At 32.9% G+C, this 23,067-nt stretch carries 16 protein-coding genes; 8 read left to right on the top strand and 8 right to left on the bottom strand.

The features are described 5' to 3' along the window. The first annotated feature begins 90 nt into the window (after positions 1-90). Positions 91-423: a LytTR family DNA-binding domain-containing protein gene (locus HN014_RS11055; protein ID WP_176031089.1), complete on the top strand. Its 333-nt coding sequence runs from the start codon at positions 91-93 to the stop codon at positions 421-423. A gap of 130 nt (positions 424-553) precedes the next feature. Here HN014_RS11055 and HN014_RS11050 read toward each other — a convergent pair whose 3' ends face one another. After that, a complete protein-coding gene (locus HN014_RS11050; protein WP_176028933.1) occupies positions 554-3,352 on the bottom strand; it encodes a bifunctional aconitate hydratase 2/2-methylisocitrate dehydratase in 2,799 nt (932 codons plus the stop codon). 1,275 nt (positions 3,353-4,627) lie between these two features. Between HN014_RS11050 and HN014_RS11045 the strand changes: the two genes are divergently transcribed. Next, on the top strand, positions 4,628-4,807 hold the full coding sequence (locus HN014_RS11045; protein WP_176028932.1) for a hypothetical protein: 180 nt from the start codon (positions 4,628-4,630) through the stop codon (positions 4,805-4,807). 46 nt (positions 4,808-4,853) lie between these two features. Here HN014_RS11045 and HN014_RS11040 read toward each other — a convergent pair whose 3' ends face one another. Beyond that, positions 4,854-5,369: a hypothetical protein gene (locus HN014_RS11040; protein ID WP_176028931.1), complete on the bottom strand. Its 516-nt coding sequence runs from the start codon at positions 5,367-5,369 to the stop codon at positions 4,854-4,856. Positions 5,370-6,245: 876 nt separating this feature from the next. On the opposite strand from HN014_RS11040, the gene HN014_RS11035 reads away from it, so the two are divergent. Beyond that, entirely contained in the window at positions 6,246-6,572 is a 327-nt protein-coding gene (locus tag HN014_RS11035; protein ID WP_176028930.1) for a hypothetical protein, read from the top strand. Between the two features lie 282 nt (positions 6,573-6,854). Here the strand turns inward: HN014_RS11035 and HN014_RS11030 are convergent, their stop codons facing one another. From HN014_RS11030 to HN014_RS11020, 3 genes are all read right to left on the bottom strand, one after another. Further along, a complete protein-coding gene (locus HN014_RS11030; protein WP_176028929.1) occupies positions 6,855-8,537 on the bottom strand; it encodes a hypothetical protein in 1,683 nt (560 codons plus the stop codon). A 482-nt stretch (positions 8,538-9,019) separates the two neighbouring features. Then, the gene (locus HN014_RS11025; RefSeq protein WP_176028928.1) at positions 9,020-9,541 is read right to left on the bottom strand and encodes a hypothetical protein; all 522 of its coding nucleotides are present in this window, start codon (positions 9,539-9,541) and stop codon (positions 9,020-9,022) included. A gap of 219 nt (positions 9,542-9,760) precedes the next feature. Continuing rightward, the gene (locus HN014_RS11020; protein WP_254884140.1) at positions 9,761-11,557 is read right to left on the bottom strand and encodes a sensor histidine kinase; all 1,797 of its coding nucleotides are present in this window, start codon (positions 11,555-11,557) and stop codon (positions 9,761-9,763) included. Positions 11,558-11,701: 144 nt separating this feature from the next. Between HN014_RS11020 and HN014_RS11015 the strand changes: the two genes are divergently transcribed. From HN014_RS11015 to HN014_RS11000, 4 genes are all read left to right on the top strand, one after another. Beyond that, positions 11,702-12,445: a LytTR family DNA-binding domain-containing protein gene (locus tag HN014_RS11015; protein ID WP_176028926.1), complete on the top strand. Its 744-nt coding sequence runs from the start codon at positions 11,702-11,704 to the stop codon at positions 12,443-12,445. 487 nt (positions 12,446-12,932) lie between these two features. After that, positions 12,933-13,136 carry a hypothetical protein gene (locus HN014_RS11010; RefSeq protein ID WP_176028925.1) on the top strand — a complete coding sequence of 68 codons (204 nt, stop codon included), beginning with the start codon at positions 12,933-12,935 and terminating at the stop codon, positions 13,134-13,136. Between the two features lie 339 nt (positions 13,137-13,475). Continuing rightward, on the top strand, positions 13,476-14,279 hold the full coding sequence (locus HN014_RS11005) for a LytTR family DNA-binding domain-containing protein (RefSeq protein ID WP_176028924.1): 804 nt from the start codon (positions 13,476-13,478) through the stop codon (positions 14,277-14,279). A 92-nt stretch (positions 14,280-14,371) separates the two neighbouring features. Beyond that, entirely contained in the window at positions 14,372-14,989 is a 618-nt protein-coding gene (locus tag HN014_RS11000) for a hypothetical protein (RefSeq protein WP_176028923.1), read from the top strand. Between the two features lie 273 nt (positions 14,990-15,262). Here the strand turns inward: HN014_RS11000 and HN014_RS10995 are convergent, their stop codons facing one another. Continuing rightward, positions 15,263-18,568: a GEVED domain-containing protein gene (locus HN014_RS10995; RefSeq protein ID WP_176028922.1), complete on the bottom strand. Its 3,306-nt coding sequence runs from the start codon at positions 18,566-18,568 to the stop codon at positions 15,263-15,265. Positions 18,569-19,360: 792 nt separating this feature from the next. On the opposite strand from HN014_RS10995, the gene HN014_RS10990 reads away from it, so the two are divergent. Beyond that, a complete protein-coding gene (locus HN014_RS10990) occupies positions 19,361-20,245 on the top strand; it encodes an SMP-30/gluconolactonase/LRE family protein (protein WP_176028921.1) in 885 nt (294 codons plus the stop codon). 195 nt (positions 20,246-20,440) lie between these two features. Here HN014_RS10990 and HN014_RS10985 read toward each other — a convergent pair whose 3' ends face one another. Together HN014_RS10985 and HN014_RS10980 are read right to left on the bottom strand one after the other, a co-directional pair. After that, a complete protein-coding gene (locus HN014_RS10985; RefSeq protein WP_217704385.1) occupies positions 20,441-20,770 on the bottom strand; it encodes a hypothetical protein in 330 nt (109 codons plus the stop codon). Positions 20,771-20,998: 228 nt separating this feature from the next. Further along, entirely contained in the window at positions 20,999-22,843 is a 1,845-nt protein-coding gene (locus tag HN014_RS10980; protein WP_176028920.1) for a right-handed parallel beta-helix repeat-containing protein, read from the bottom strand. Between the last annotated feature and the right edge of the window lie 224 nt (positions 22,844-23,067).

The following is a 23,067-nucleotide window of genomic DNA, read 5'->3' as shown; positions in this document are numbered from 1 at the left end:
AAAAGAGGTTGTCCTGATTGGACAACCTCTTTTCTTTTTTCTTAAAGAGATCACTAATCCTCTCAATAAGACTCCTACAAAAAACGTTTTCTGGTAAAAACAGGAAACCAGCTAAAAACAATTACAATAGAAGATATCGCCTATTTTTATTCAGAGGATAAAATGACATTTATTAAATTAAAAAACGCGGAACGATTACCTATTGAATATTCATTAAAAAATGTTGAACATCTGATAAACCCAAAAGAGTTTTATAGAGTAAACAGAAAATATATTATTCATACTTCTTCTATTTCTAAAATGTATTATTCCTCTAAATCAAAAATTATCCTACACCTTACTCCGGCTACTAAGGAAGTACAGGTTACAGTCGCTATCGAAAAAATCGGTACCTTCAAAAAGTGGTTGGGTGGTGATATTTGATACTGTTATGTAATACAGAATACTCCCGTATATAAAAATAGTAAAGCCAGATAGAAATATCTGGCTTTACTATTTTTTATGTTTCCACTCATATCAAGAATACAGATGGAGAAACACTAAATTCCAAATCCTAGTAAGAAATTTTATGACCTGGACCTGAAGTTAGCTTCTTTAACGGTGGAGCAAATTGAGTTAATTTAATTCCTTCTACTGCCGCTTCATATTCTTCTATTGTAGGAGTTCGCCCCAAAATTGCAGCAAGCACTACCACTGGAGTTGATGCCAATAATGATTCTCCTTTTTTACGATCTGAATCTGCTACCACACGTCCCTGAAATAAACGTGTAGATGTAGCCATTACTGTATCTCCTTTTTCTGCTTTTTCCTGATTCCCCATACAGAGATTACACCCAGGTCTCTCCAGGTACATCATATTATCATATTCTGTACGTGCAGTACTTTTGGGAGCGGCATCATCAAATTCGAAACCGGAATATTTTTGAAGAAGCTCCCAATCTCCTTCTTCTTTGAGTTCATCAATAATATTGTAGGTTGGAGCAGTCACCACAAGAGGCGCGTTAAACTCTACATTTCCATGTTTTTTTTCTAAATTTCTAAGCATATGCGATACGATCTTAAGATCCCCTTTATGCACCATACAAGATCCTACAAAACCAAGATCTACCTTTTTGTCTCCTCCATAGAAAGAGAGTGCTCTAATCGTGTCATGAGTATATCGTTTTGAAACATCTTCATTATGTACATCAGGATCTGCAATCATTGGTTCATCAATAATATCCAAATCAACAACAAACTCTGCATAATACTTAGCATTATCATCAGGTGTAAGAGCTGGTTTTTCACCAGACTTGATTTCTGCAATTCTCTGATCTGCTTTATCAATTAGTCCCTGAAGTACTTGTTTTTCATTATCCATTCCTTTATCGATCATGATCTGAATTCTACCTTTGGCAATCTCCAGAGATTCGATAAGTGTATCATCCTGAGAGATACAAATAGAGGCTTTGGCTTTCATTTCTGCTGTCCAATCGGTAAAAGTAAAAGCCTGATCAGAAGGTAATGTTCCGATATGTACTTCAATAACTCTTCCCTGGAAAACATTCTCTCCTCCAAACTCCTTTAACATCTGTGCCTGAGTAGCATGTACTACATCCCGGAAATCCATATGATCCTTCATTTTTCCTTTAAAAGTCACTTTTACGGACTCTGGTATCGGCATGGAAGCTTCTCCTGTAGCAAGTGCAAGTGCAACAGTTCCTGAGTCTGCACCAAATGCAACCCCCTTAGACATTCTTGTATGAGAATCTCCTCCTATTATTATTGCCCAATCATTTACGGTAATATCATTTAATACTTTATGAATTACATCTGTCATTGAGTGATATGCTCCTTTCGGATCACGTGCTGTAATAAGACCGAAGTCGTTCATAAACTTCATCAATCTTGGAATATTTCTCTGCGCTTTCAAATCCCATACAGAAGCTGTATGACAACCTGATTGATAAGCCCCATCAACGATTGGGGAAATCACTGTAGCCGCCATCATTTCTAACTCTTGAGAAGTCATCAATCCTGTAGTATCCTGTGAACCTACAATATTTACCTCTACTCGTACATAGGATCCTGCATGTAATGTTGCGCCTGAAGTTCCAACAGCGTTTTTATTGAATATTTTTTCTACAGCGGTAAGTCCCTGACCCTCGTGAGAAATTTCTTTGGAAGCTGCAAATACTGGTGGTATCTCTACTCCCAATACCTTAGCCGCAAAAGTCTGAAGCTTTTTCCCAAATACAATAGCATATGACCCTCCTGCTTTTATAAACTCCATTTTCTGAGGAGTCAGTGATGAAGAAATATCAATTAATTCCTCATCTCCTTTATACAATTTCTTCTTTTTAGTATTAATAGTAAGCACTGTACCTGTTTCTACAGAATACGCCTGCTCAAGAACTGGTTCTCCATCCTCATCCAGTACAAGATTTCCTGCTTCATCATACTTTTTTACCCAGTTTTTTAGATCGATCCCAATCCCTCCGGTAACCCCAACAGTCGTAAGGAATATAGGAGAGATTCCATTGGTTCCTGCAACGATTGGAGCTATATTAATAAACGGCACGTATGGACTTGCTTGTTTCCCTATCCAAAGAGCTACATTGTTCACCCCTGACATTCTGGATGACCCTACTCCCATTGTTCCTTTTTCTGCTATGAGCATCACTGTTTTATCAGGATGTTTCTCCTGGAGTTCCATGAGCTCATTTTGTCGTTCTTTATTATGTTCGAACATACACTTACCATGTAGCTCACGATCTGATCTGGAATGCGCATCACTTCCTGGAGAGAGTAAATCTGTAGAAATATCTCCCACTCCTGCTATATAAGTAACAACTTTAATCTCTTCTGCAACCTCTGGTAATTTTGTAAAGAATTCTGCTTTTGCATAACTCTCGATAATTTCTTTGGCTATTTCATTTCCATTTTTGAACGCTTCTTCTAAGCGCTCTGTATCTGCTTCATAAAGGAATACCTGTGTCTTTAGTACCTTTGCTGCTTCATTGGCGATAGAAACATCATCACTTAAAGCTAAATCTAATAACACCTTAATAGAGGGACCTCCCTTCATATGTGATAATTGTTCGAAGGCAAAAGCAGGTGAGATCTCTTCTACAATAGATTCGCCAAGAATAATTTCTTTTAAAAATTCAGCTTTAACACCAGCAGCACTAGTGGTTCCTGGCAATACGTTATAAATAAAGAAATTGAGAGAATCTTTTCGATGTTCATTTGCTACATCTTTGATTTGTACTATGACTTCACTTAGTAATTCTGCTCCATCGATCGGCTTCGGATGAAGTCCCTGACCTTTTCGCTCTTCAATTTCCTTGAGGTATTCAATATATCTGTGCATAAAAAAATTATCTTTTGGGCATTAAGGAAAAATCTATAAGTTTACTCTTACATGTGAAATTAATTAATGCCTCCATATAGTCTATATTTCTAATGTTTTGGTTAAACGAGATTTCAGTTGATAACAGCCGCCGCTTACAATCTGACACTGTCTCCTACAATATTTCTATTGTGCGGGTAGCTAAATTAGTAAATCTTTTATGTTTTTAAACTTTTTTATTGCACCCCACGTATAAATTTTACTTGTTTTGGTTAAGTTCTTCCCTGATAAAATTGATTTTACATCACAATTTTATTATCATAAAATGAGCTCCTAGCCATATAAAATCTTCATCATTCTACTTACTAATTAACAACACCCTCTTTTTAGAATCACCTGTTTAATCAGATCTAAACATTTCAACAATTTATACAGATGCTTCTCTATGTTCTTATTTATTTTATCCCACAAAAATATTCGGAAAACACATAAAATCAAAAAAGGCTTTCGTTTTTAAATCTTTACATCAAATTAATGCCCCCTTGTTACTCAAAACATGTCTTTCGTAGCGTTCCGGTATTGTCCGTATTCTTTTCTTAGCATTCTTTTCTATTCTAGTTTGTCTCAGTCATCTTCTATTCCTTATGTTTTACTAAAATCCTACCATTCCTATCCAGTACATATTTATTCCTAAACCATATGAGTTATTTAAACAATAACTATTGTAATAACTTACTATACAATCATGTATTATTTTTATTTAGTGTTACTACTTTTTTTGAATAAAATCAACATCCATTAAACAGATGTTAATTCGAAAAATACAGATAAGCATAAGATTACTTAATATCTTATAAAATGAAAACAAACTCTTAAAACTTAATTTACAGCGAAAACTACATTTTTAAAATCCTCAACCATATTATTACCTGCCATCATGTGCATTGCAGCTTTATTTACTTCTTGTGAAAAGATAATCAGGAAACAGTAATTATTGAAGAGCTGGAAGTGCTTCAAAAAGGGAATAGGGATATTTCATTTTTAGATTCTGCTAACACTCAAAAAAGGGCAACACTTTGTTAGGTTTTCAGCTGTTTTTAAGGCTAGGGAGTATCAGCGTATTTCTGAACAATATGAATGGAACTCTTCCTTTGCTGGAATCAGTATACACAGAACAACTAACGGAGGGTAAGCTGATATTATCATATCTGGGAAAGCTAAAATCGGGTTCGGTTTTTCTCCTGTAAGGGCTGATTTCTCTGATAAAGCAGGTCGTCCTGTAGAAGGTTTTTAGTCATGACTCATGAGTTAGCTCATACTATAGGATTTCAACATAGTGATCAATCGCAAATCTATTTTATGAAAAATGGAGGTATTAAGAGAGCTTATAACTGGACCGGAATGAGGCTACAGGATAAAGCTGCTATTACAGCTCAATTTCCTGATGTTACTGCCAGATTAGAATTTCATCCATAAGGCTTTACCATTTTTTGGTAAAGCCTTATTTTAGGGATTTTAAAAATCATCCTCTAAGTATTGACAGATATGCTAGTAAAGCAGCTGTTTTCTCAGTATTATTACATCCATTAGTGATTAGAACTTTCTTTCCTCCTTCGGGATTACCACTATAATACACAGAAGTTTTTTCATATCCGTACTCTCCAGAAACAAACCCAAGTTCTTTTCCTCCTTCAGGGTTCCCACTGTAGTATACAGAAGTTTTTTCATAGGCTCTATCATTGGACATAAACCCTATTTCTTTTCCCCCTTCAGGATTTCCACTGTAATAAACCGAAGTCTTTTGATAGAATCTATTATTAGAAACAAACCCTATTTCCTTTCCTCCTTCAGGGTTCCCACTATAATAAACACTTGTCTTCTGATAGAATCTATTGTTAGAGATAAACCCTATTTCTTTTCCTCCTTCAGGATTCCCGCTATAATACACAGAAGTTTTTTCATAACATCTACATTGAGCAGTTGCTGTAACAATACCGATAAGAATAAGAAAGCTTGCCGAAATCATTAATTTTTTCATTTTTGAAAATTGTTTTATAGTTAGTATTTCCAGAAAACTACATGTTCTGGGTTGTCTTTGATCAATTTTGTAAACTGATAACAACCATATAAAAACTTCTCCCCTAGAACTACAAGATGCTTTATTCAGTAAATGAATATTAATTTTGATTCTTACTTCAGAACATTTAGCCCTTACCCCTATCTACTAAAATAACCATTCAACTATTATTATATACAGTCTTTACTCACTCCATTCTTCTTCATTTTCCTAAAAAAAAGAAGCCAATACAATCATAAGCACAATACCAAATCATCTTCCTATCTTTAAAAAAAACATGTATATATGAACAGGTTACGGTTGCTAACACTATAACGAAAGTACATCTTTTGCTTTTAAAAAAGAGGTGGTTTTGAACCCCAAAAACAGAGGAGTTTCCTCCGTTTTTTTTTCACTACCCCTCTTAAATAATTGATAAAGTATTCTATACAAAATTCAAAACACTACATAATAAAGTTTCGTTTTTTTGAATTTTTATTCGTGTATTAAGAAACCTCTACAAAAAATAAAAGAACGTAAACAAGCTCAACACAAACACAGGAACATTTTTTAGAACATAAATCTTAGCCCCAAGAATTAAAATATACATGTATTATACCGCAACCCGAATATCTTAATCACAGCACTCCATAAAACCCGGTATTCTCTTCTTATTACAAAATTTTAAAACCTTCCTTTTTTATTGTAAACACACAGCACAAAAACAAGTTTATTATCAAAAAAATAGGGATAAACCGGTGCAATAGAATGAAATATTTATAGAAAAAAAACACCTTAATTTTAAAAAACACAGGGTATAAAACCCTCAATATAAATACTAACAAAATTTATTATCCTATGAAAAACACGTTAAAAAAAGAACTTGACAACGATATTTTAGAAACTGTAATCGCTGCAGCAATAGTATATGCAGGAATATATATAGCAAGCACTGTAATCGGACCACTAACTGCATATATTAATAGTAAAATAGAAAATAGAAATTTTATTTTACAGGAAATAACCGTGACTCCTACCGGGTTAAACTTCGTTTTTAAGAGAGATCAAAATGTGAACAATGACTTCTTAACTAATGACCTACATAAAGAAGCACTTGCAGTAACTGAAGAAGCTCTTTCTTCTCTTGTAAAAGAAGGTAAAATAACATCTTTCAAAATACTATAAAGGATTTATTTTATTTCTTCAGGAATTCGAGATAAATAATCTTTCTGTTTTTTTATTTAAGAGAACAAGTAGTTTTATTTAGAAAACTATTGGAAAGTCAATTATTTTTTTGAAAACAAAAAGCAACATCTGTCATTTTGATGTTGCTTTTATTCTATTTTCTAATACAAGATTCATTTATTTTATCCCAGAGTAGTTATATACGAATCAACTATTTATATTTCAAAAAGCATTATCTATAACCGAACTTGATAATCATGGATAAATGATTCTGGAAATTGTTTACTCTATAACAATATCAGCAAGTGATTTAAAACTTTTATTCCCTATATTATCCGTAAATATTAAATGAATACCGTATGTTCCAACAGGAATATTATCCGGTATTCTAAAACTTGCATTTTCTATAGAAGAAATTGTCGTTTCATATCTTTCTTTAACCTCTTCCTGATCACCTTCACCTTCAATTTTAAAAAATGACACTGATAATTCATTCTCTTTAGAAACCAGATTACTTGATGTTGTATTTATATGTAGATCGCCACTTATCGTCATAGAAATTTCGTCTCCCCTGGTATAAACCTCTTTATCAATACCCTGAATAACAAGAGGCTCCAGAGGGATAACTTCTATCGAATTTCCCTGATGGTTGACAAATGGAAATTCATGTTTTACTCCATCATCTGGTGTTTCTATAATAAATGTATAATTAGTCCCTGAAACGGCTCCATCTTGTAACATATCACAAACAATGTCTATTTCAACTGTAGAGGATTCTTCATTCCATGTTTCATAAAACTGTGGATAAACTACAAAATCTTTCCCATTTTGTCTCAAATAAAAATTATGAGAAATGCGCTTAGAGATGTCTATATACATTTTGGCTATAAACTTGCTTCTTATATCACCACATTTAGTAAAATTAGTACTATGAGTAGAGAACAACTTTTCTATGGTAGAAAAATTTCCATTCATATCTACTGGTTCCACTTGTACAAAATTTGGTATTCCCTTATCTAGTCGAAATATCTCGCTAACATCATTATTACCGTCTTCGATCGATATTTCTAATCGATAATCACTATTTATATAAGTAGCTGGTAGCTTGGTAGTGATCGTATGAGTATCTTCATCAATTTCCTGAACATCTTGTACAGGGATAGTTATTTTTGATTGTGTAAGAAGATCCGTAAGGTATACGTGAATACGATCTTTTATTTGATGTGCTTCACTGACATTAAAAGTGATAAGATCTCCTGGTTTTTTATTTTTAAAAGCATCAACGAGTCCTTCTTTAAATTTCACCTGATCCAGGTTTCCATCTACCTTTACTATATATTTTTTAATATCTCCATTTTGTGCAGTAACAGTATAAACAACAGGCTTTGTATAATCTAATATCTTCCCTGAGGCTGGTTCAATAACAGCATGTTCACTAATAACAATTCGGGTCTTTAGCGCATTTATTGGAGATAAATAGGGTACTTTAATTGATAAAACATCTGTGTTCGGAAGATCGTTCTCTAACAACTCAAATTTATTAGTAGTGGTGTTTTCCGGTAAATTGATAAACTCAAATGATGTAATACTATTGTCCGCACTGGGTTTCTCTACAGAAATACGAACCGTAAATTTTTTGACATCACCATTTTCTGCCGTCACCGTATATGTTACTGGTTTTGTAAAATCCTGAGGAGTTCCTAAAGCAGGTTTAATCTTTGCCTTATCCGATATTCGAATAGATGGGGTTAAATTTGTAATATCAGTAAGTGCTGGTACTAAAAGGGAGGCTTCTCCGTTTTCAAATGATAATGGGAAGTTTTCCTCATTAACAGTTAGCAAAAAAGAGAGAATGGTATTCTCATTACTTAATCGTATTTCTTGCTCTCCATCATCACCAGAACAAGAAATGTACCCTAACATCGAAATAAAGGCACATAAAAGTATAAATGTATTTTTTTTCATAAAATAAAGATTTTAAAATAGAGGGTTCAAAAAAATTCTGGCGAAATTATGAAAAAGTCATTCGACATTCACACCTCAACACACACTAACAGTTAACCCATTTAAAAACCTTTATTATTTAAAACTAACACACAAACACAAAAAAAAACTACCACACAGTCACAGTAACCACAAAAAAAACACAAATATGAAACCAACAAACAATCGATCTAAACTTTATTTTTTATGTGTTTTTATGATAATTTAACTAAGTATTAGCACACTACACTGCACCACATCACTGATAAAAGTGGTTTTATGCTAAGTAGACAGAGGCATCATCTTTTTCATCTTAGAGAAAAGCAAAATTTCCTTTGTCATTATATTACTTACCTACATATCTCTTTTAGGTAGTTCATATACCAAGGGGTTTGATTGTATTTGTAAAAAAATGGTAATATTACGCTATAAAATTCATTTAGAGCATGGTATCACAAGGAGATTTAATCAATTAATTCTGCAATAGTTGTAAGCCCTGTAATATCAAACGGTCCTGAATACTGTTTTCCAATAGAGAGTAGATCTTCCCAGTTATTGGTTTTTAACGCTATTCTGAATTTTTTCTTTATCTCTTTTTCCTTTCTATTACTTTCCATCATTCCATACATATCGAAATATGCATTAACATGATGTGCATCCAGCTTCTTACAATTCAGATGAAAATTCTCGAAAAAGGCATGAATAAATTCATTTTGTCCATTTATTTCACCAGGAATAGTTCCGTGGGTTTCCAAAAAAGCAATTAATTCGGTAATAGTTCCTCCTAATCCTCCATAATATGGGTTTTCATCATAATCTGCCTGTACTGAAAAAGTATTCTCAATTGCTTCATAAAATTGTTCTGGTGACCTATCAAAACCATTGGGATCTGTAGAAAGAATATCACTCTCCGATTGATCTATACCATAATGTTCCTGATATAATTCAATAACCAATTCTTTAATTTTTTCCTTTTTTGTCCCCATATAATTCCAAAATCTAATAACTACAAATGTAGTAATAAATACGCTGTATCCAACCAAACAAACAACGCAACACACATTCTTTAAAACCTATGTAACAACAACTTACTCCATTCATCACCTTATAAATCACCCGGAAATCCGGAACAAAAACCTATCACAATACATAAGCCCTTAGCTTCCTTATCAATTACCCCTGCTCTCACTATTTAAAACATTCATTTATTCATCCATTACAAAAGGCATAAATAAGTGAATTTCTGTCCCTGTTTCATTTCCCAACAATACTTCAAATCTACAATTGGTATTAAATTCTTTTTTAAAAACCGCTAAGCGTTCTTTTACAATAGCTTCAGAAAAAGAAGTTTCTTTAGAATTCTTTTTAGAAGAATAATATCCTTTTCCATTATCTTTTATGATACAATGCAGTGTTTCTTCTTTTTCTGCTTTTTTTATATGAACATGAATTACTCCTTTTTTTGATAATCCTGAGATCCCATGTTGAATGGCATTCTCTACAAATGGCTGTACTAACATAGGTGGAATACAGGTCATTTCTTCATCTAATTCTTCAGATATCTTCAACTCAAAAGCAAAATTATTTTTAAAATTTGATTCCAGGTCCAGATAATCCTGCAACAGTTGTTTTTCTTCTTCAAGAGTGATAAAATCCTGCCTGGAGTTTTTTAAAATCATTCGTAATAACTGTGATAATTTATTGATATAAGGAATACTGTCTTTTGATTGCTCCCGGATCATGTTACACAAAGTACTCAATGCATTAAATAAAAAATGAGGATTCATTTGTGAACGCAATAACTTATGCTCTAACAATATTTTTTCATAATTTGTTTTCAGTCTTCGTTCTCGTATGTACAAGTATCCTGTCAGGCATAAAAGGATAAAAGATCCTCCTATAACCCCAATAATAATTTTTTGCTGACTAACGATAATTTCCTGTTCTTTATTCTTTTCAGAAAGTACTGCTATTCTTTTTTTCTTTTTCTCTACATCATAAATCGTTTCCAATTCTTGTAACTTTCCTGCTACAAATTCATTTTCATAAGCTTTGAGAAGTTCATCTTTTTTGTCAGATACTGCTATGATGCTTTTAAAATCCTTTTTTTTATAATAGCATTCAATCAAATAGTCATAACACGTATTTTTCAATTCTTTGGTATAATTATCTATTTTCTTGCTTTCCAAACTTTTTAAAACTTCATTTAATTTCATTTCTGCCTCTACAAAATTTCCTTCGAGAATATCCAAATAAGCCATATTAGCTTTTACAAACTTATCTTGATATACAGTTCCCTCTTCGAGACTATCTAGTCCGAATTGCTTCAGCAATTCATTTGCTCTATTAAAGTGATATCTAACCGAGTCTTTATTTTCTTTGAGAAGAAATAAGTGTCCTAAATTATTGTGACTCGCAATGATGCTTCTGGTATTATTTATTTTTTTCACAAAAGAAAGTGCCTGACGATGATAGTAAACTGCAGAATCATACTCTTTTGCATCTTCTTTTGTAAAAGCCAAAAACTGATACCCCCCTCCATAATCTTTGGACAACTTTTTAAAGGTCGTATCCTCCAACGCTATTCTTGCGTATTTATATCTTAGTTTAGCATCTCCCAGTAAATGCTGATTTGATGCGATCAAATAAGCGATATAGCCTTTGTAATTATGAGCTGGATTATACACATCTACAATTTTTAATGCATTAATCAGGTTCCTTGTGGATGCGCTGTACTCTTTTTTCTTATTCAGCATTACGCCTTTTATGTAGTAAGAGATGATAGCATAGTTAATTTCTGATTTAGGAGGCGTCTTTAATTTCTCATAAACCATTATGGCTTTATTCGCATAATACAAAGTAGAATCATGCCGTCTGTTTATTTGATAAAAATATGCTTTTCTCGTATAAAAATATGTCCATCCAATTAAGGTCGTATCGGATTTTAATGCCTTTTCAAAATGATTAAATTTTGCAGCTTCAAAAGGTCGTTTTAATGTCATTGTATCCAATTCCTGTTGTGTATATTTTTTCTGGCAGAAACTGTTTTTCGAAAAAAAAAGAACAACTAACAAAACGCTTATTAATAGATTTTTTCTAATCATTATGTGAAAACATTATATTTATCTCAAAAATAATCAGAATAATTGAACAGTATTATTACATCTATAATTGTCGAAGATCAAGAATGCTCCAGTAATTATCTGAAAAGCGTCCTTAATGATGCTTTTCCTGAAATTCGAGTTTTAACCATTGAAACTAGTATTTCGGGAGCCTTATCCGCAATTGAAACCTATCGACCTGATCTTATTTTTTTAGATATTTATTTATCAGATGGGGTATCATTTGAAGTAATAGAACGTACTTCATATACTGATTTCGAAATTATTTTTACAACCGCCCACGACACCTTCTACCAGAAAGCTTTTGAATACTGTGCTTTTAATTATATATTAAAACCTATAACTGCAGAAAAGCTATCCCCTATTATAGAAAAATTTAAAAAAGTGCTCCCTCCTGCAACAATCAATAAAAAGAAAAAACTGTTACATGCTTTTCTTGATAAAGAAAACCCAAGAATCATCATTAATCTAGGGGATGAAAATCTTTTTGTCCCAATAAAAGATATTGTTGCCTGTAAAGCCGAGGGCAGTTATTGTTCAATTGTCTTTAGTAACAAAAAACACCTCACCTCCAAACCTTTAAAATATTATGAAGAGCTTTTGGAAGGAAGACAGTTCTTTAAGGCTAATCGTTCTACATTAGTTAATATCGCTCATATTACCCGAATCCATAAAAGAGAGACACTTATACTTAGTAATAACGAAAGTATAAAGGTATCCGTTCGAAACAGAAACATGCTTTCTGACTTAATTAACCTCCATATCTAACTATTATAAGCTATCTTTCTACGCTTATCAAGTATTTATCTACGACTATACATCTATCCATTGTCTCAGAAATTCTTCTTTTATTTTTGTCTTTGTAAATCAAAACATTAGATAACAAAAATTGTACTATTCATATGGATACTACCCCAAGATATTTCAGCAAAGGTATTTTCTTGAACACAAAGACAATCATTCCACCTCCCGATTTCTTTTTTATAAACTACCATAGTTTAAGAATATAGAAAATGCTATAGACAATAAGCAGCAACCTCAATTATCGAATAAATAAAATGACACAAAAACCAAGTCTTTTTAATAACAGTAATTGCACCTGCACACTAAATCACTGACATTAATACTACATCTAATAATTACAAAAAATACACCTGTGTAACAACACCTCAAGAACATTCTTTCGCGAAGAATAAAAGACACAAACTGTAGGTGTCTATAAATGGCTACATAAATAAATATAAAACTAATCAAAATGAAAAAAAACATTCTAAACTTAATCGGAACAAGAAAATTAAATAAAAAAGAACAACAAACAATCACTGGAGGAACTGCTGCTGGTAATTTACGAATTGGAGGAGGAATTGGCAGTACTTCTCTTGAACTTTGTGAAGGTTTAACCGGTATGGATTTATACTGCTGTGAGCATCCACAATCATCAGCTTGTACCGCTCATTAATATTTAAAACGAACTATACAGGTCTGTACAAACCTGTATAGTTCTATATCAATAAAACAACTAGGGTCTTCGCGTTTATCAAATTCCACACATCTCACACCTACACACAATACACTATATTATCAAAACTTATTCATCCCTCTTATTTTTAAAGTATCTTTTTCGGGAGCATCAATGATCTATCGCTTCTAAAAAAAGAAAATTCATTAGTTTTGGATATCTAAACCGGGAATGTTATTACAATATTTACAGATCAAATCGTCTGGTTTTACCAGTAATTTTAATAGCTGGTTCTAAGATCATCTCTATTTCGAGATGTTTCCTAACAATGAAATAATCATGCAAAGACCAATTTCAGAAGTTTTTTCAAAACCTAACCGAAGTAAGCTTTGGATCGGATTGTTCTTCCTGATCATTGGTCTGTCTGTTTTACAAGATTACTTATTTAGCCAAATTCACGGTACTGGATTTTACATCTCAGATTCTTTACTTTATAACAGTATTTGGTTTTTTCTCGTCCCCTTCACATTTTTAGAAATTTGGATATTGACACTATTTCATTGCAAAAACAATATCTGGTTAGTTCTTTACAGATTGGCAATAAGCAGCATCCTATCTTTGCTGCACATTCTGATCTTCACCTCTTTTTTTGTATCGGTAAGTTATTTTGTTTTCTCTCCTTCACATCGTTTTGCACGCATCTTTACTAATGCTTTATCCAATGAATTTAGTGCTTTGATACTCTATTATTTTATCGCTCCTTTTGTGGTATTTTTTTTAGAAAAGAAGCTTCCAAAAACTACATCTAATCTTATTTATTCCCAAAATTTCAAAGTAAAAACCGGGCTTAAAACCATCGCTATAAGCTCCCAGTCTATTGAAACTATTTCAACAGACAAGCCATATACTGTTATTACTACGAGCACCAATCGTTATTTTGATACTCGAACAATGAAAGTTTTCGAAACTCTTTTAAATCCTTCGACATTTTTGCGGGTTAATCGTTCTACAATCATTAATACACATATAGTCAAAGAACTTGTATCGAGAAAGAACGGAGATTACGATGCCTTGCTTTCCAATGGCGAAACCGTTCGTTTGAGCCGACATTACAGAGCTAACTGGCAACATCTACTCCAGTAAGCTTATTTTTCACTCCACAAAGCATTTAACCTCACTGATAATCTTGACAAAAACTTTCCTTCACAATAATTTTGAGGCAAAACATTACATTTATGAAAACATTGAGAAAATGGGTCGAGGTTTATAAAACTATATGGTTAATCATACCTTTTACTCTTAGTTTCAGTATTCAGGGACAGGTAGACCCAAGGTGGTTACGTCACTGGAACGAAGCCGATAAAAAAAAGCCTATAGAAATTCCTGCTGCCAGTAGGATTGCTGCCAAAGACGAACAAGGTATTCCTCTTATTATAAAGGGAAAGATCTATAATCCTGATACTACTCCCGCTGAAGGAATCATCGTGCACTCTTACCACAGAGATGGTAATGGGTTTGATTTTGGAAAAAACGATGTTGAGCTAACAACATGGAGATTGCAGGGATGGGCAAAAACCGATAAAAACGGAAATTTTGAGTTTAAAACAATTAGACCTGCTCCTGATTATTTAGGGCGTGAAGGGGCTCATATCCATTTCACCACGATATCCAAAGAATTTGGCAGGCAATGGGCTCCAAAAGTATTCTTATCTGATGATCCAATGCTTACAGAGAAGCAACATAGCGCCTCAAAAAAAGCAGGAAAATTCGGTTGGATTTCCAAAGTCAAAGAGATAAAAGGAATTCAATATATCACAGTAAAAATCCAACTTAAAGAAAAAGGTGATTTTTAAAGTATTTTCTTATTAACAAAAAACAGCAACACAATTAACAGATATTATGTGTACAAAACAGGACAAGAGTCCCCCCTTTTTATCAACATATCTTTTTTGGTGAACCCGACAGAATGATTACTAAAACGATCCCTATAACTAAAAACTCATTATCCATAACCCGAAAAACACTCAAAATACACCAACTTACTATATTGTTATCCCTGAACAGTATTACAAATAGAAAGACCCGAAGCAAATTGCTTCGGGTCTCTAAAAAATATTGAAAGTGTGTTACTGTTTGATGATGAACTTCTTCGTTAGTGTTTTATCATTAGATATCACTGAAAAGAAATACATTCCATTTGGCAAACCGTTTAAAGTTACTTTGTTTTCGGATACTTTTCCACTTCTTACCACTTGACCAATATGATTTATAATTCTATAGTTTGAATCTTTAGCATTCTTCATTCGAATCATGATATAGTCTTTTGCAGGAACTGGAGAAAGCACAAATTCAGAAATTCTCAGATCTGTTTTTGCAATAGTACTACTACTATTGATACTATTTAATTGCGTCGTACCTACACAGAAATTTTTAGTATCTTCAGAAGTAAATGATCCACCAGAAGCTAATACTTCACCAGATGCACTATTACTCAGTTCATAAGAACCATTTCCGTAACTACAGCAAATTCCATCTCCATAGGAGTCTTTAAATACCAAAGTATAACATCCTGTATCCAGTGTTTTGGTTATTGTAAGTGTAGAGCCATCAGGTTGCGCTCCATATGTTCCTCCTGAATGCACTACCTGATTATTAGCATCTTTAATTTCCCAGCTGGTTTCTTCGGGATAATTATCAAAAGTAATACGCAGTTTTACATCATATGTAGAAGATGCTCCTGCGGTAGTTACATTTAGTGTATTACTTGCTGCAGATTCATTTCCTGCTGCATCTTTCGCTTTTACCGTAAACTGGTAGGCTGTATTAGCTGTCAATCCAGCAATATTTCTCGTGGTTGCAGTTACTGATCCAAGATTAGTAGCTCCTTGATAGACATCATATCCTACTACACCTACATTATCAGTAGCAGCATTCCAGGATAATGTAAGGGTTGTTTCTGTAACATTAGAAGCTGTTAATCCGGTTGGAGCAGAAGGAGCCTGAGTATCCGCATCAGAACCTCCTATAGCCACAGTATAGTCTTCTACTTCTCCATAAGTAAAAGATTCACATGAAGTTGGTATTCCATTATACTTCATAGATACTCTCATTCTTGTATTTCCGTTTTTCGCTGTTGCAGGTACTGTAAAACTACCACTTACCGGGGTTGTTTGTGAAGCTGCTTTTGTCCATACTTGTTCTCCTGAATCAGCAAAATCCCCATCTTGATTATAATCAATCCATACACTGTACCCTTCATTATACCTGGTTCCAGTCCATGTAGGAGTAATAGTAATAGTATTAGCATTTCCTTTAGACAAGTTAGTAGATTCGGCAGTAAAATCACTATACCCACTACTTGCTCCTGTCGATGTTTTATTAATCGAACCTAGTTTTACATTACTAATATATTCATCACTTACTCTTTGACCATTAGAATTACAGTAATTAAGCTGTACATCTGTCGTTGTAAAATTCACTGAAGCGCTATAGTCAGAAGTAGTTCCATCAGCACATTTACTTCTTACCTGAACTTCATAAGTTGTAGATGGACTCAATCCAGAAATCACTTTAGAGGTTCCATTTTCGGCAGAAGTTGTCCAATTTGTTGTTCCGGTTTGTCTGTAACGAAGGTCATAGGTAGCACTAGCTACCGCTGTCCATCCTATAGTTGCAGTATCTGCGCCTACAGCCGAAGAAGATACTCCGGCAGGTACGGTTGCCGTACATACAGTAGTTGTTTCTGTTAATCCAGTAACAATAAGAGAAAAGTTTTGGCTTCCTCCTGTTAATGTTCCTTTATGAGTAACTGTAATAGTATACGTTCCTGATGCATTGGCTATATCCACTCTCTCAAATGGATCCACTGTATTATCTCCTGTACCATTTGTAGTAATGCTAGTAAGTTTATATGGGCTAAATGTAGCAGAACCTTTAGTCACTCTAATGTCTAAATCATTAACTAATACAGCTGTATTAGAATTGGTTGCAGACACAGCTGTCCCTGCTCTATCCGTCCAGGAAATAGAAGCAAGTAATGGGCTACTACCATCGGAATCAACAGTGATAGTATACGTCTGCCCACTAGTAAGTGTTAGTTCTTCTATTTTCGAAGCAGTTCCTTTATTAGTAATAGCTTCTGCAGCAACCTTAGCGTTTAATAATCCCCATCCATGAACGGCGTCAGGTCCAGAAGGACCAATATCATCAGCAGTATGAAGTGCTACCCCTTTTAAGGTCGCTGCTTTCATCAAATTTCCATTATTATTATTGTAATGTTGCTGTAGCAATAAAAGTGTTCCTGTTACATTAGGAGCTGCCATTGAGGTTCCTGTGATGCTCCTGTAAGCAGTATCACTGTTATCAAAAGTTGAATATACTCCTGTACCATTACCCGTAATATCTGGTTTAATTCTATAATCATCAGTAGGACCTTCACTACTACTACTATTAATCGTAACACTATTTAAAGTTCCGTCATTACTAATGTTAGCATCTTGAGCATTTGCAACCACCAGATTATTTTTTGAAACAGAATGACCTGATAATTTATCATACGAAGAATTTCCATCTAATGGCCGTCCATTAGAACTATTATCATTTCCATCATTTCCTGCTGCTACTACCATAAGGTAAAAAGGAGCATTATACATAATTTCATCCCATATTCTAGCTTCTTCAATATAGGCTCCAAAATATTGATCGGGAATTCGATCCGCTCTAAAACCATAAGAATGATTTGACAATATCATTCCATTGGCAGCAGCTGTCGTCGCTTCTGAGCTGTCATTTTCCCAATCGTGTGTTTTAGCTTTTGCCTGAGGTGCCATTCCTTTTGCATTGGCTCGTACTCCAGAAGCTACTATCGTCCCTGTAACATGCTGAGCATGAAAACTATTACCATTAAGTATTGTAACACCATCATTAATAATAACTCTGTTATTCCCTCCTGCACCATCAAATTCCTGATGACTAGGTCTTGTCGCTCCTCCATCCCAAACATGGGCCGTCATACTTTGCCCGTCCAGGTTTAGTCCTAAGGAACCTCCAGAGTTTAAGTGATTTGTTCGTGTAGATTTTGCTGCATCTACATTAAATGTAGTGTAATAGATTGGTGCTCCATCCTTTGCTAATCTTTGTAATTCAGAAAAGCTTCCGTCTGTATTCGCTATTTTAACCTGCCATCCATTTCTTTTGGCAGCTGCCACAGCTTCTTTCTTCTGTAATGCTGCCTTACTTGCTAGTTCAGACTGTAATTGATTTAATTTTACCAGATTACTTTGTTGAATAATCTTTGCCTTTTGCGAAGGGGTCTGAGCGAAAAGCCCACCAGATAAAAATAGTATTGCAGAAGCAATAACTATATTTAATTTTGGCAATACTTGCTCATTAAAACCCCTCAACAAAATAAGGCTTTTGTTAGTTGTTTTCATTGTTGTTGAGTTTGAGTTAATGTTATTTTATCTTTTTTGAATTATTCAAATAAAACACTCTAATTTCTTAAATTATTCGTAACGAAAAAAGTTTTTCGATGAAGAGAAATAAAAATACTGCACAAAACACTAATATTATGATAATGCAACTTTGTTGCAAGAAAAATCTTTCTTTTATTTGATCCTATTTAAACAATTAACACAAAACCAACTATTAACAAGCAACTTACAATCTTATTATTATTTAAAATCAAGACATGTACCTCAAAAACAACTTACAAGAAGATATCAGAGATTTACAACACATAACAACAGAGAATTTTTTATTCTACCCACCTAATTTTTGTAAGTTTATTGACCAGAAACTAGCCGATCTTTCTTTTACTTTTTTACATAACAGAATTGAAAAAAAAGTATAGATATTCCCCCTGTATCCCAAAAGACTAAAGAACAACTTCCTGATTGTTTGAAGGGGTTTGAAAATTATGTATCAAAAACTGTATTCTTTTGATCTAATTACCTCTAGAATAAAAAGCGTGAAAAACCTTATCAAAAAATTAAGCAGATATAAGTTTGAAATAATAATATTTTCTTCGTGCACCAAGGATAAAGGGGTTTAATAATTTTATATCCATTACAAAAAACTATGATAAACATAGTTAATTAGTATTTTGATCACGCTTTTTCTAATCATAATTTTACAAACTAAAACTCCTAATAAAGAGATGTTTATATATAAAAATATAAGCAGACAAAATTTATTATTAAAAACAATTTTTAAAATTTATCTAAATGAAATTTTACTTATTAACAACTTATTTGTTAGTCATTTCTATTCTATTTATTTCTTGTAACGATGACAATGAACCAAGAGTTGTACAATGGGATTTAGTTTGGGAGATTAACGATTTGCCAAACCCTGAAAGTGTAGCCTTTGATAAGAAGCGTAATGTATTATATGTTTCTAATCAAAAATTAGGGGGAGAAAACGGGGAGGCCTCAATAGGAATTTTATCTCCTAATGGTACCATTATCGAAAAAGAATGGATAACAGGGATGGATGAACCAAAAGGAATTCTAATAATTGATGACAAGCTGTATGTAAGTGATAAAACAGTATTGATTGAGATTGATATTCCTTCAGCAGAAATAATTAATGAATATGAAGGAGAAGGGGCTCAATTTCTTAATGATGTTGCCAAAGATAATACGGGCAATGTCTATGTTTCTGATATGTTTACCTCTGCTATTTATAGATTAGATAAACAAGGTAACTTTAAGCTTTGGCTACAAGATGAAAACCTCCAAAATCCGAATGGACTATGGATTGAAGATAATTACATGTATATTTCAGCCTGGGGTTCTTTTGATGACCAAAACCCTTTAGGAGCATCAAAAGGAACGGTGTTAAAGATAAATATGGCTAATAAGTCTTTTGAACAAATAGGAAAAGATAATATTGGTCACCTAGATGGTATTCATCCTTATAATAATGGTTTTTTACTTTCTGATTGGATAGAAGGTAAAATATTCACATTTGAAAACGGAGTAACGACAAAGATTATTGATACCGAACAAGGATCAGGAGACATTGTTTATTTAACCGAAAATGATATTATTATAGTTCCGATTGCCCCTACAGGAAAAGTATTAGCTTTTTCCCCGATAAAACTATAGACAGGGTTTTGTATACCATAAAATTAGATACATAATAATACATGTTATTTCCTAAATAATATCTAAAAAGCTATGTAGACAGTAATGGGAAACAACATAAAAAATATGTAAAAAGCCAGTATTTATAAAAATAAATACTGGCTTTATCACTTAATTATAATTATCGGGATATGTAATTATTTCACAATACTAAATTCACTTCTTCTGTTTTCCTGATGTTTTTTGGTAGCACATGGAACGTAATTGAGGATACTCTTTCATCGCTGCAATAATCTTTTGTAATTCCACTTCAGCATCTGGTCGGATCTTTGACGTATCCAAATCAAAATAAATCTCTTCTAATGAAAGTAATTTTGCTAAGTCGTCCCCTTTTTCAACTTCTTTCTCCTCTAAAATGTCCCGTCTTTCCATCTTTACTAAAGGTCGTAGAACCCTATGAAACTTTATATTGATCTTGCCTTTTAGCTTTTTGGGAATACTTAAATCCCTATTTCCTTTTACTACATCTTTAGTCTTCAATCTCAAAAACACACCATCACAGCTAAACACAAGAAATCAACTCCAATACTATAAATATCAGACAATCACAACAAAAGACTTTAGGATAAAAATTTCAGAAGTAAGATTCTGAAGTTGTATAAATGAAGTGGTTTAAACTTTTTCAATGAAATCAATCAACACCTTATCGTATAACATTATTAAACAATAAGGTATTGATTGATTCTGTGTATTATAAAAAAGGAAAAAAAGAGGTTAATTAACTATTATTTTTTTTATTAGTGTTTCTTCTTCGCCGATAGCATTTACTTTTATACAGTATATTCCTTTTTGAAGTTGATCTAACTCAATTATTTCTGAGTTGCTATGATGAGAAAGCGTTTTTATTTCAAATCCATAAATATCAAACACAGAAATTAAATATGCTTTTGCGTTATCAGAAAGGCTTCCTATATAAGAGACATTATTGTTTCTTTTATAGAATAGTTCTTTGCTTTTTCCTATACCAGGTAAATTTCTTTTTTTACCAGAACATTCTTTTTTCCACTTGCTAATCACGTTTAAATTAGTATCTATATCAAAAATACCTCTATCCGTACACTCTAAAATTTTATTATTTCGTCCTGATATTTCATTAGCTTGTCCAACTTTAATTAAAAATTGATCTGCTCCATTACTCCTGCTAGCATCATTTTTTTTAGAAAAAGAGTGAACTATATTATTATTTAACGTTACGGAATTTGTTTGATCAATTCGAATCAGGTAGTTGTTTTTAGGAACTTTATAAAAGTGATTATCTCTAATAACGATATTGGTATGCTTACCGTTATTGGAACTTTCTGTGGTAAGCCAAATAACTTCATTAATATAATTCTCTATAAAAGTATTGTTATATATATCCCAATTTTTAACCGCTACATTCCCCAAAGCATTATCAGCTTTTATAACTGTTTTTATCAATAATGCCTGACCTCTATTTCGCTCTAGGGTATTACCATATAGTATCCCTCCTTTTGATTGACTTACAATAATTCCTCTTCCATGATTATCTCTGACAGTGTTGTTATAAATTTGTCCTCCATCAGGAAGAATATTCGTATTTCCCGCATGATAGGTTATCCCATCATCAGCTGTTCCATAAATTAAACAATTACTGATTTTTGCTCCTATTTTTCCGTTTTCCACGATAACTCCCCCGGCTAAATTGGAATATATCGCTTTTTTTCCATGAAACTGATCATCCGTTCTTCTTCCAACTTCAACATTGTTAATAACGGTTCGATCACAATCTCCTTTTAACTTGAGAGCAACCCCAGTAGCTCTTGTAATCAAAACATTATCTACTTGCATATTATCTGAATCTTTAATAAAAATAGTAGGCACCCCTATTTTCGCTTTTATTGTTATATATTCTCCAACCAGAGTTGATCGCAATGGACAACAAGAAGTATTTTCTAATTCGATTCGATAAATCGATTTGTCTTTGTCTTTTAGAGTTATTTTTTTGATTTTTAAATGATCCGTTTTATGACTTAACCGAGGAGCATTAGCATTACTCGTATAAGCCAATACTGTTACATGATTATTAGCTATATTAGGAAAAATTTTAGGGTTTGTTAATCTAATGGGATCATAAAACCCTTTATGCAACTTCATTTCAATAATATTTGATCTAATATCAGTATTGATAACTGTTCCTTGCGAGGCGTATAATTTTTTCCTTGTAAAGTGAATGTTGTTTATATGGATATTATCTGATTTTGTAATTTCCAGCCCTAATTGATCAAATTGATTAAATTGAAAAACAGTATGATTTGTGCCTTTTCCCGATAGCTCTAATGTTCCTTTTTTAATGTTATGTATTGCTATTGCAGGAGATGACTCATGTGAAAAAACGTATGTTTTTTCATCAAACAAAACACGTAACTTCCCATTATTTCTTTTAAAATAAAGCTTAGCATCTGTAATAATTTGTTTTAACAAGGCTGTTCCCTGTTGTGGAGTATAATCAGGATACCTATCAGCTACATTCCAAACCTTTGTTTGAGAAAAGGATTGTAAGATCCCGAATAAAATAAAGTAAATAGTAATTTTTTTCATAATAGATTTTGGGTTAAAATGAAGCGCGCAAATGTATCTTTCTTATACACTTACAGACAGTAATTTTCTTCATTTAACTTAACAATATGACTTATTAATATATTTTTATATTTTTTTCAGGTACAGCTCTAATCTAAATAATCCTAAAGTATGTTGCAGAATTAATACTTCTTTACAAAACACACTGAGATTACCTTTTTCCAACCTTAAAAGGAAGTATAGAC

The sequence above is a fragment of the Aquimarina sp. TRL1 genome, assembly GCF_013365535.1.
Classification (GTDB): Bacteria; Bacteroidota; Bacteroidia; order Flavobacteriales; family Flavobacteriaceae; genus Aquimarina; species Aquimarina hainanensis.
The sequence above is the reverse complement of the archived record's forward strand: the minus strand, read 5'-3'. Positions and strand labels throughout refer to the sequence as shown.

Bases quoted from the DNA above. Each gene is read 5' to 3' on its own strand.
- HN014_RS11020 (WP_254884140.1), bottom strand. From the start codon at position 11,557: ATGACATTAAAACGACCTTTTGAAGCTGCAAAATTTAATCATTTTGAA.
- HN014_RS11005 (WP_176028924.1), top strand. From the start codon at position 13,476: ATGCAAAGACCAATTTCAGAAGTTTTTTCAAAACCTAACCGAAGTAAG.
- HN014_RS11045 (WP_176028932.1), top strand. From the start codon at position 4,628: ATGACTCATGAGTTAGCTCATACTATAGGATTTCAACATAGTGATCAA.
- HN014_RS11050 (WP_176028933.1), bottom strand. From the start codon at position 3,352: ATGCACAGATATATTGAATACCTCAAGGAAATTGAAGAGCGAAAAGGT.
- HN014_RS10995 (WP_176028922.1), bottom strand. From the start codon at position 18,568: ATGAAAACAACTAACAAAAGCCTTATTTTGTTGAGGGGTTTTAATGAG.
- HN014_RS11030 (WP_176028929.1), bottom strand. From the start codon at position 8,537: ATGAAAAAAAATACATTTATACTTTTATGTGCCTTTATTTCGATGTTA.
- HN014_RS11010 (WP_176028925.1), top strand. From the start codon at position 12,933: ATGAAAAAAAACATTCTAAACTTAATCGGAACAAGAAAATTAAATAAA.
- HN014_RS11035 (WP_176028930.1), top strand. From the start codon at position 6,246: ATGAAAAACACGTTAAAAAAAGAACTTGACAACGATATTTTAGAAACT.
- HN014_RS10990 (WP_176028921.1), top strand. From the start codon at position 19,361: ATGAAATTTTACTTATTAACAACTTATTTGTTAGTCATTTCTATTCTA.
- HN014_RS11025 (WP_176028928.1), bottom strand. From the start codon at position 9,541: ATGGGGACAAAAAAGGAAAAAATTAAAGAATTGGTTATTGAATTATAT.
- HN014_RS10980 (WP_176028920.1), bottom strand. From the start codon at position 22,843: ATGAAAAAAATTACTATTTACTTTATTTTATTCGGGATCTTACAATCC.
- HN014_RS11000 (WP_176028923.1), top strand. From the start codon at position 14,372: ATGAAAACATTGAGAAAATGGGTCGAGGTTTATAAAACTATATGGTTA.
- HN014_RS11040 (WP_176028931.1), bottom strand. From the start codon at position 5,369: ATGAAAAAATTAATGATTTCGGCAAGCTTTCTTATTCTTATCGGTATT.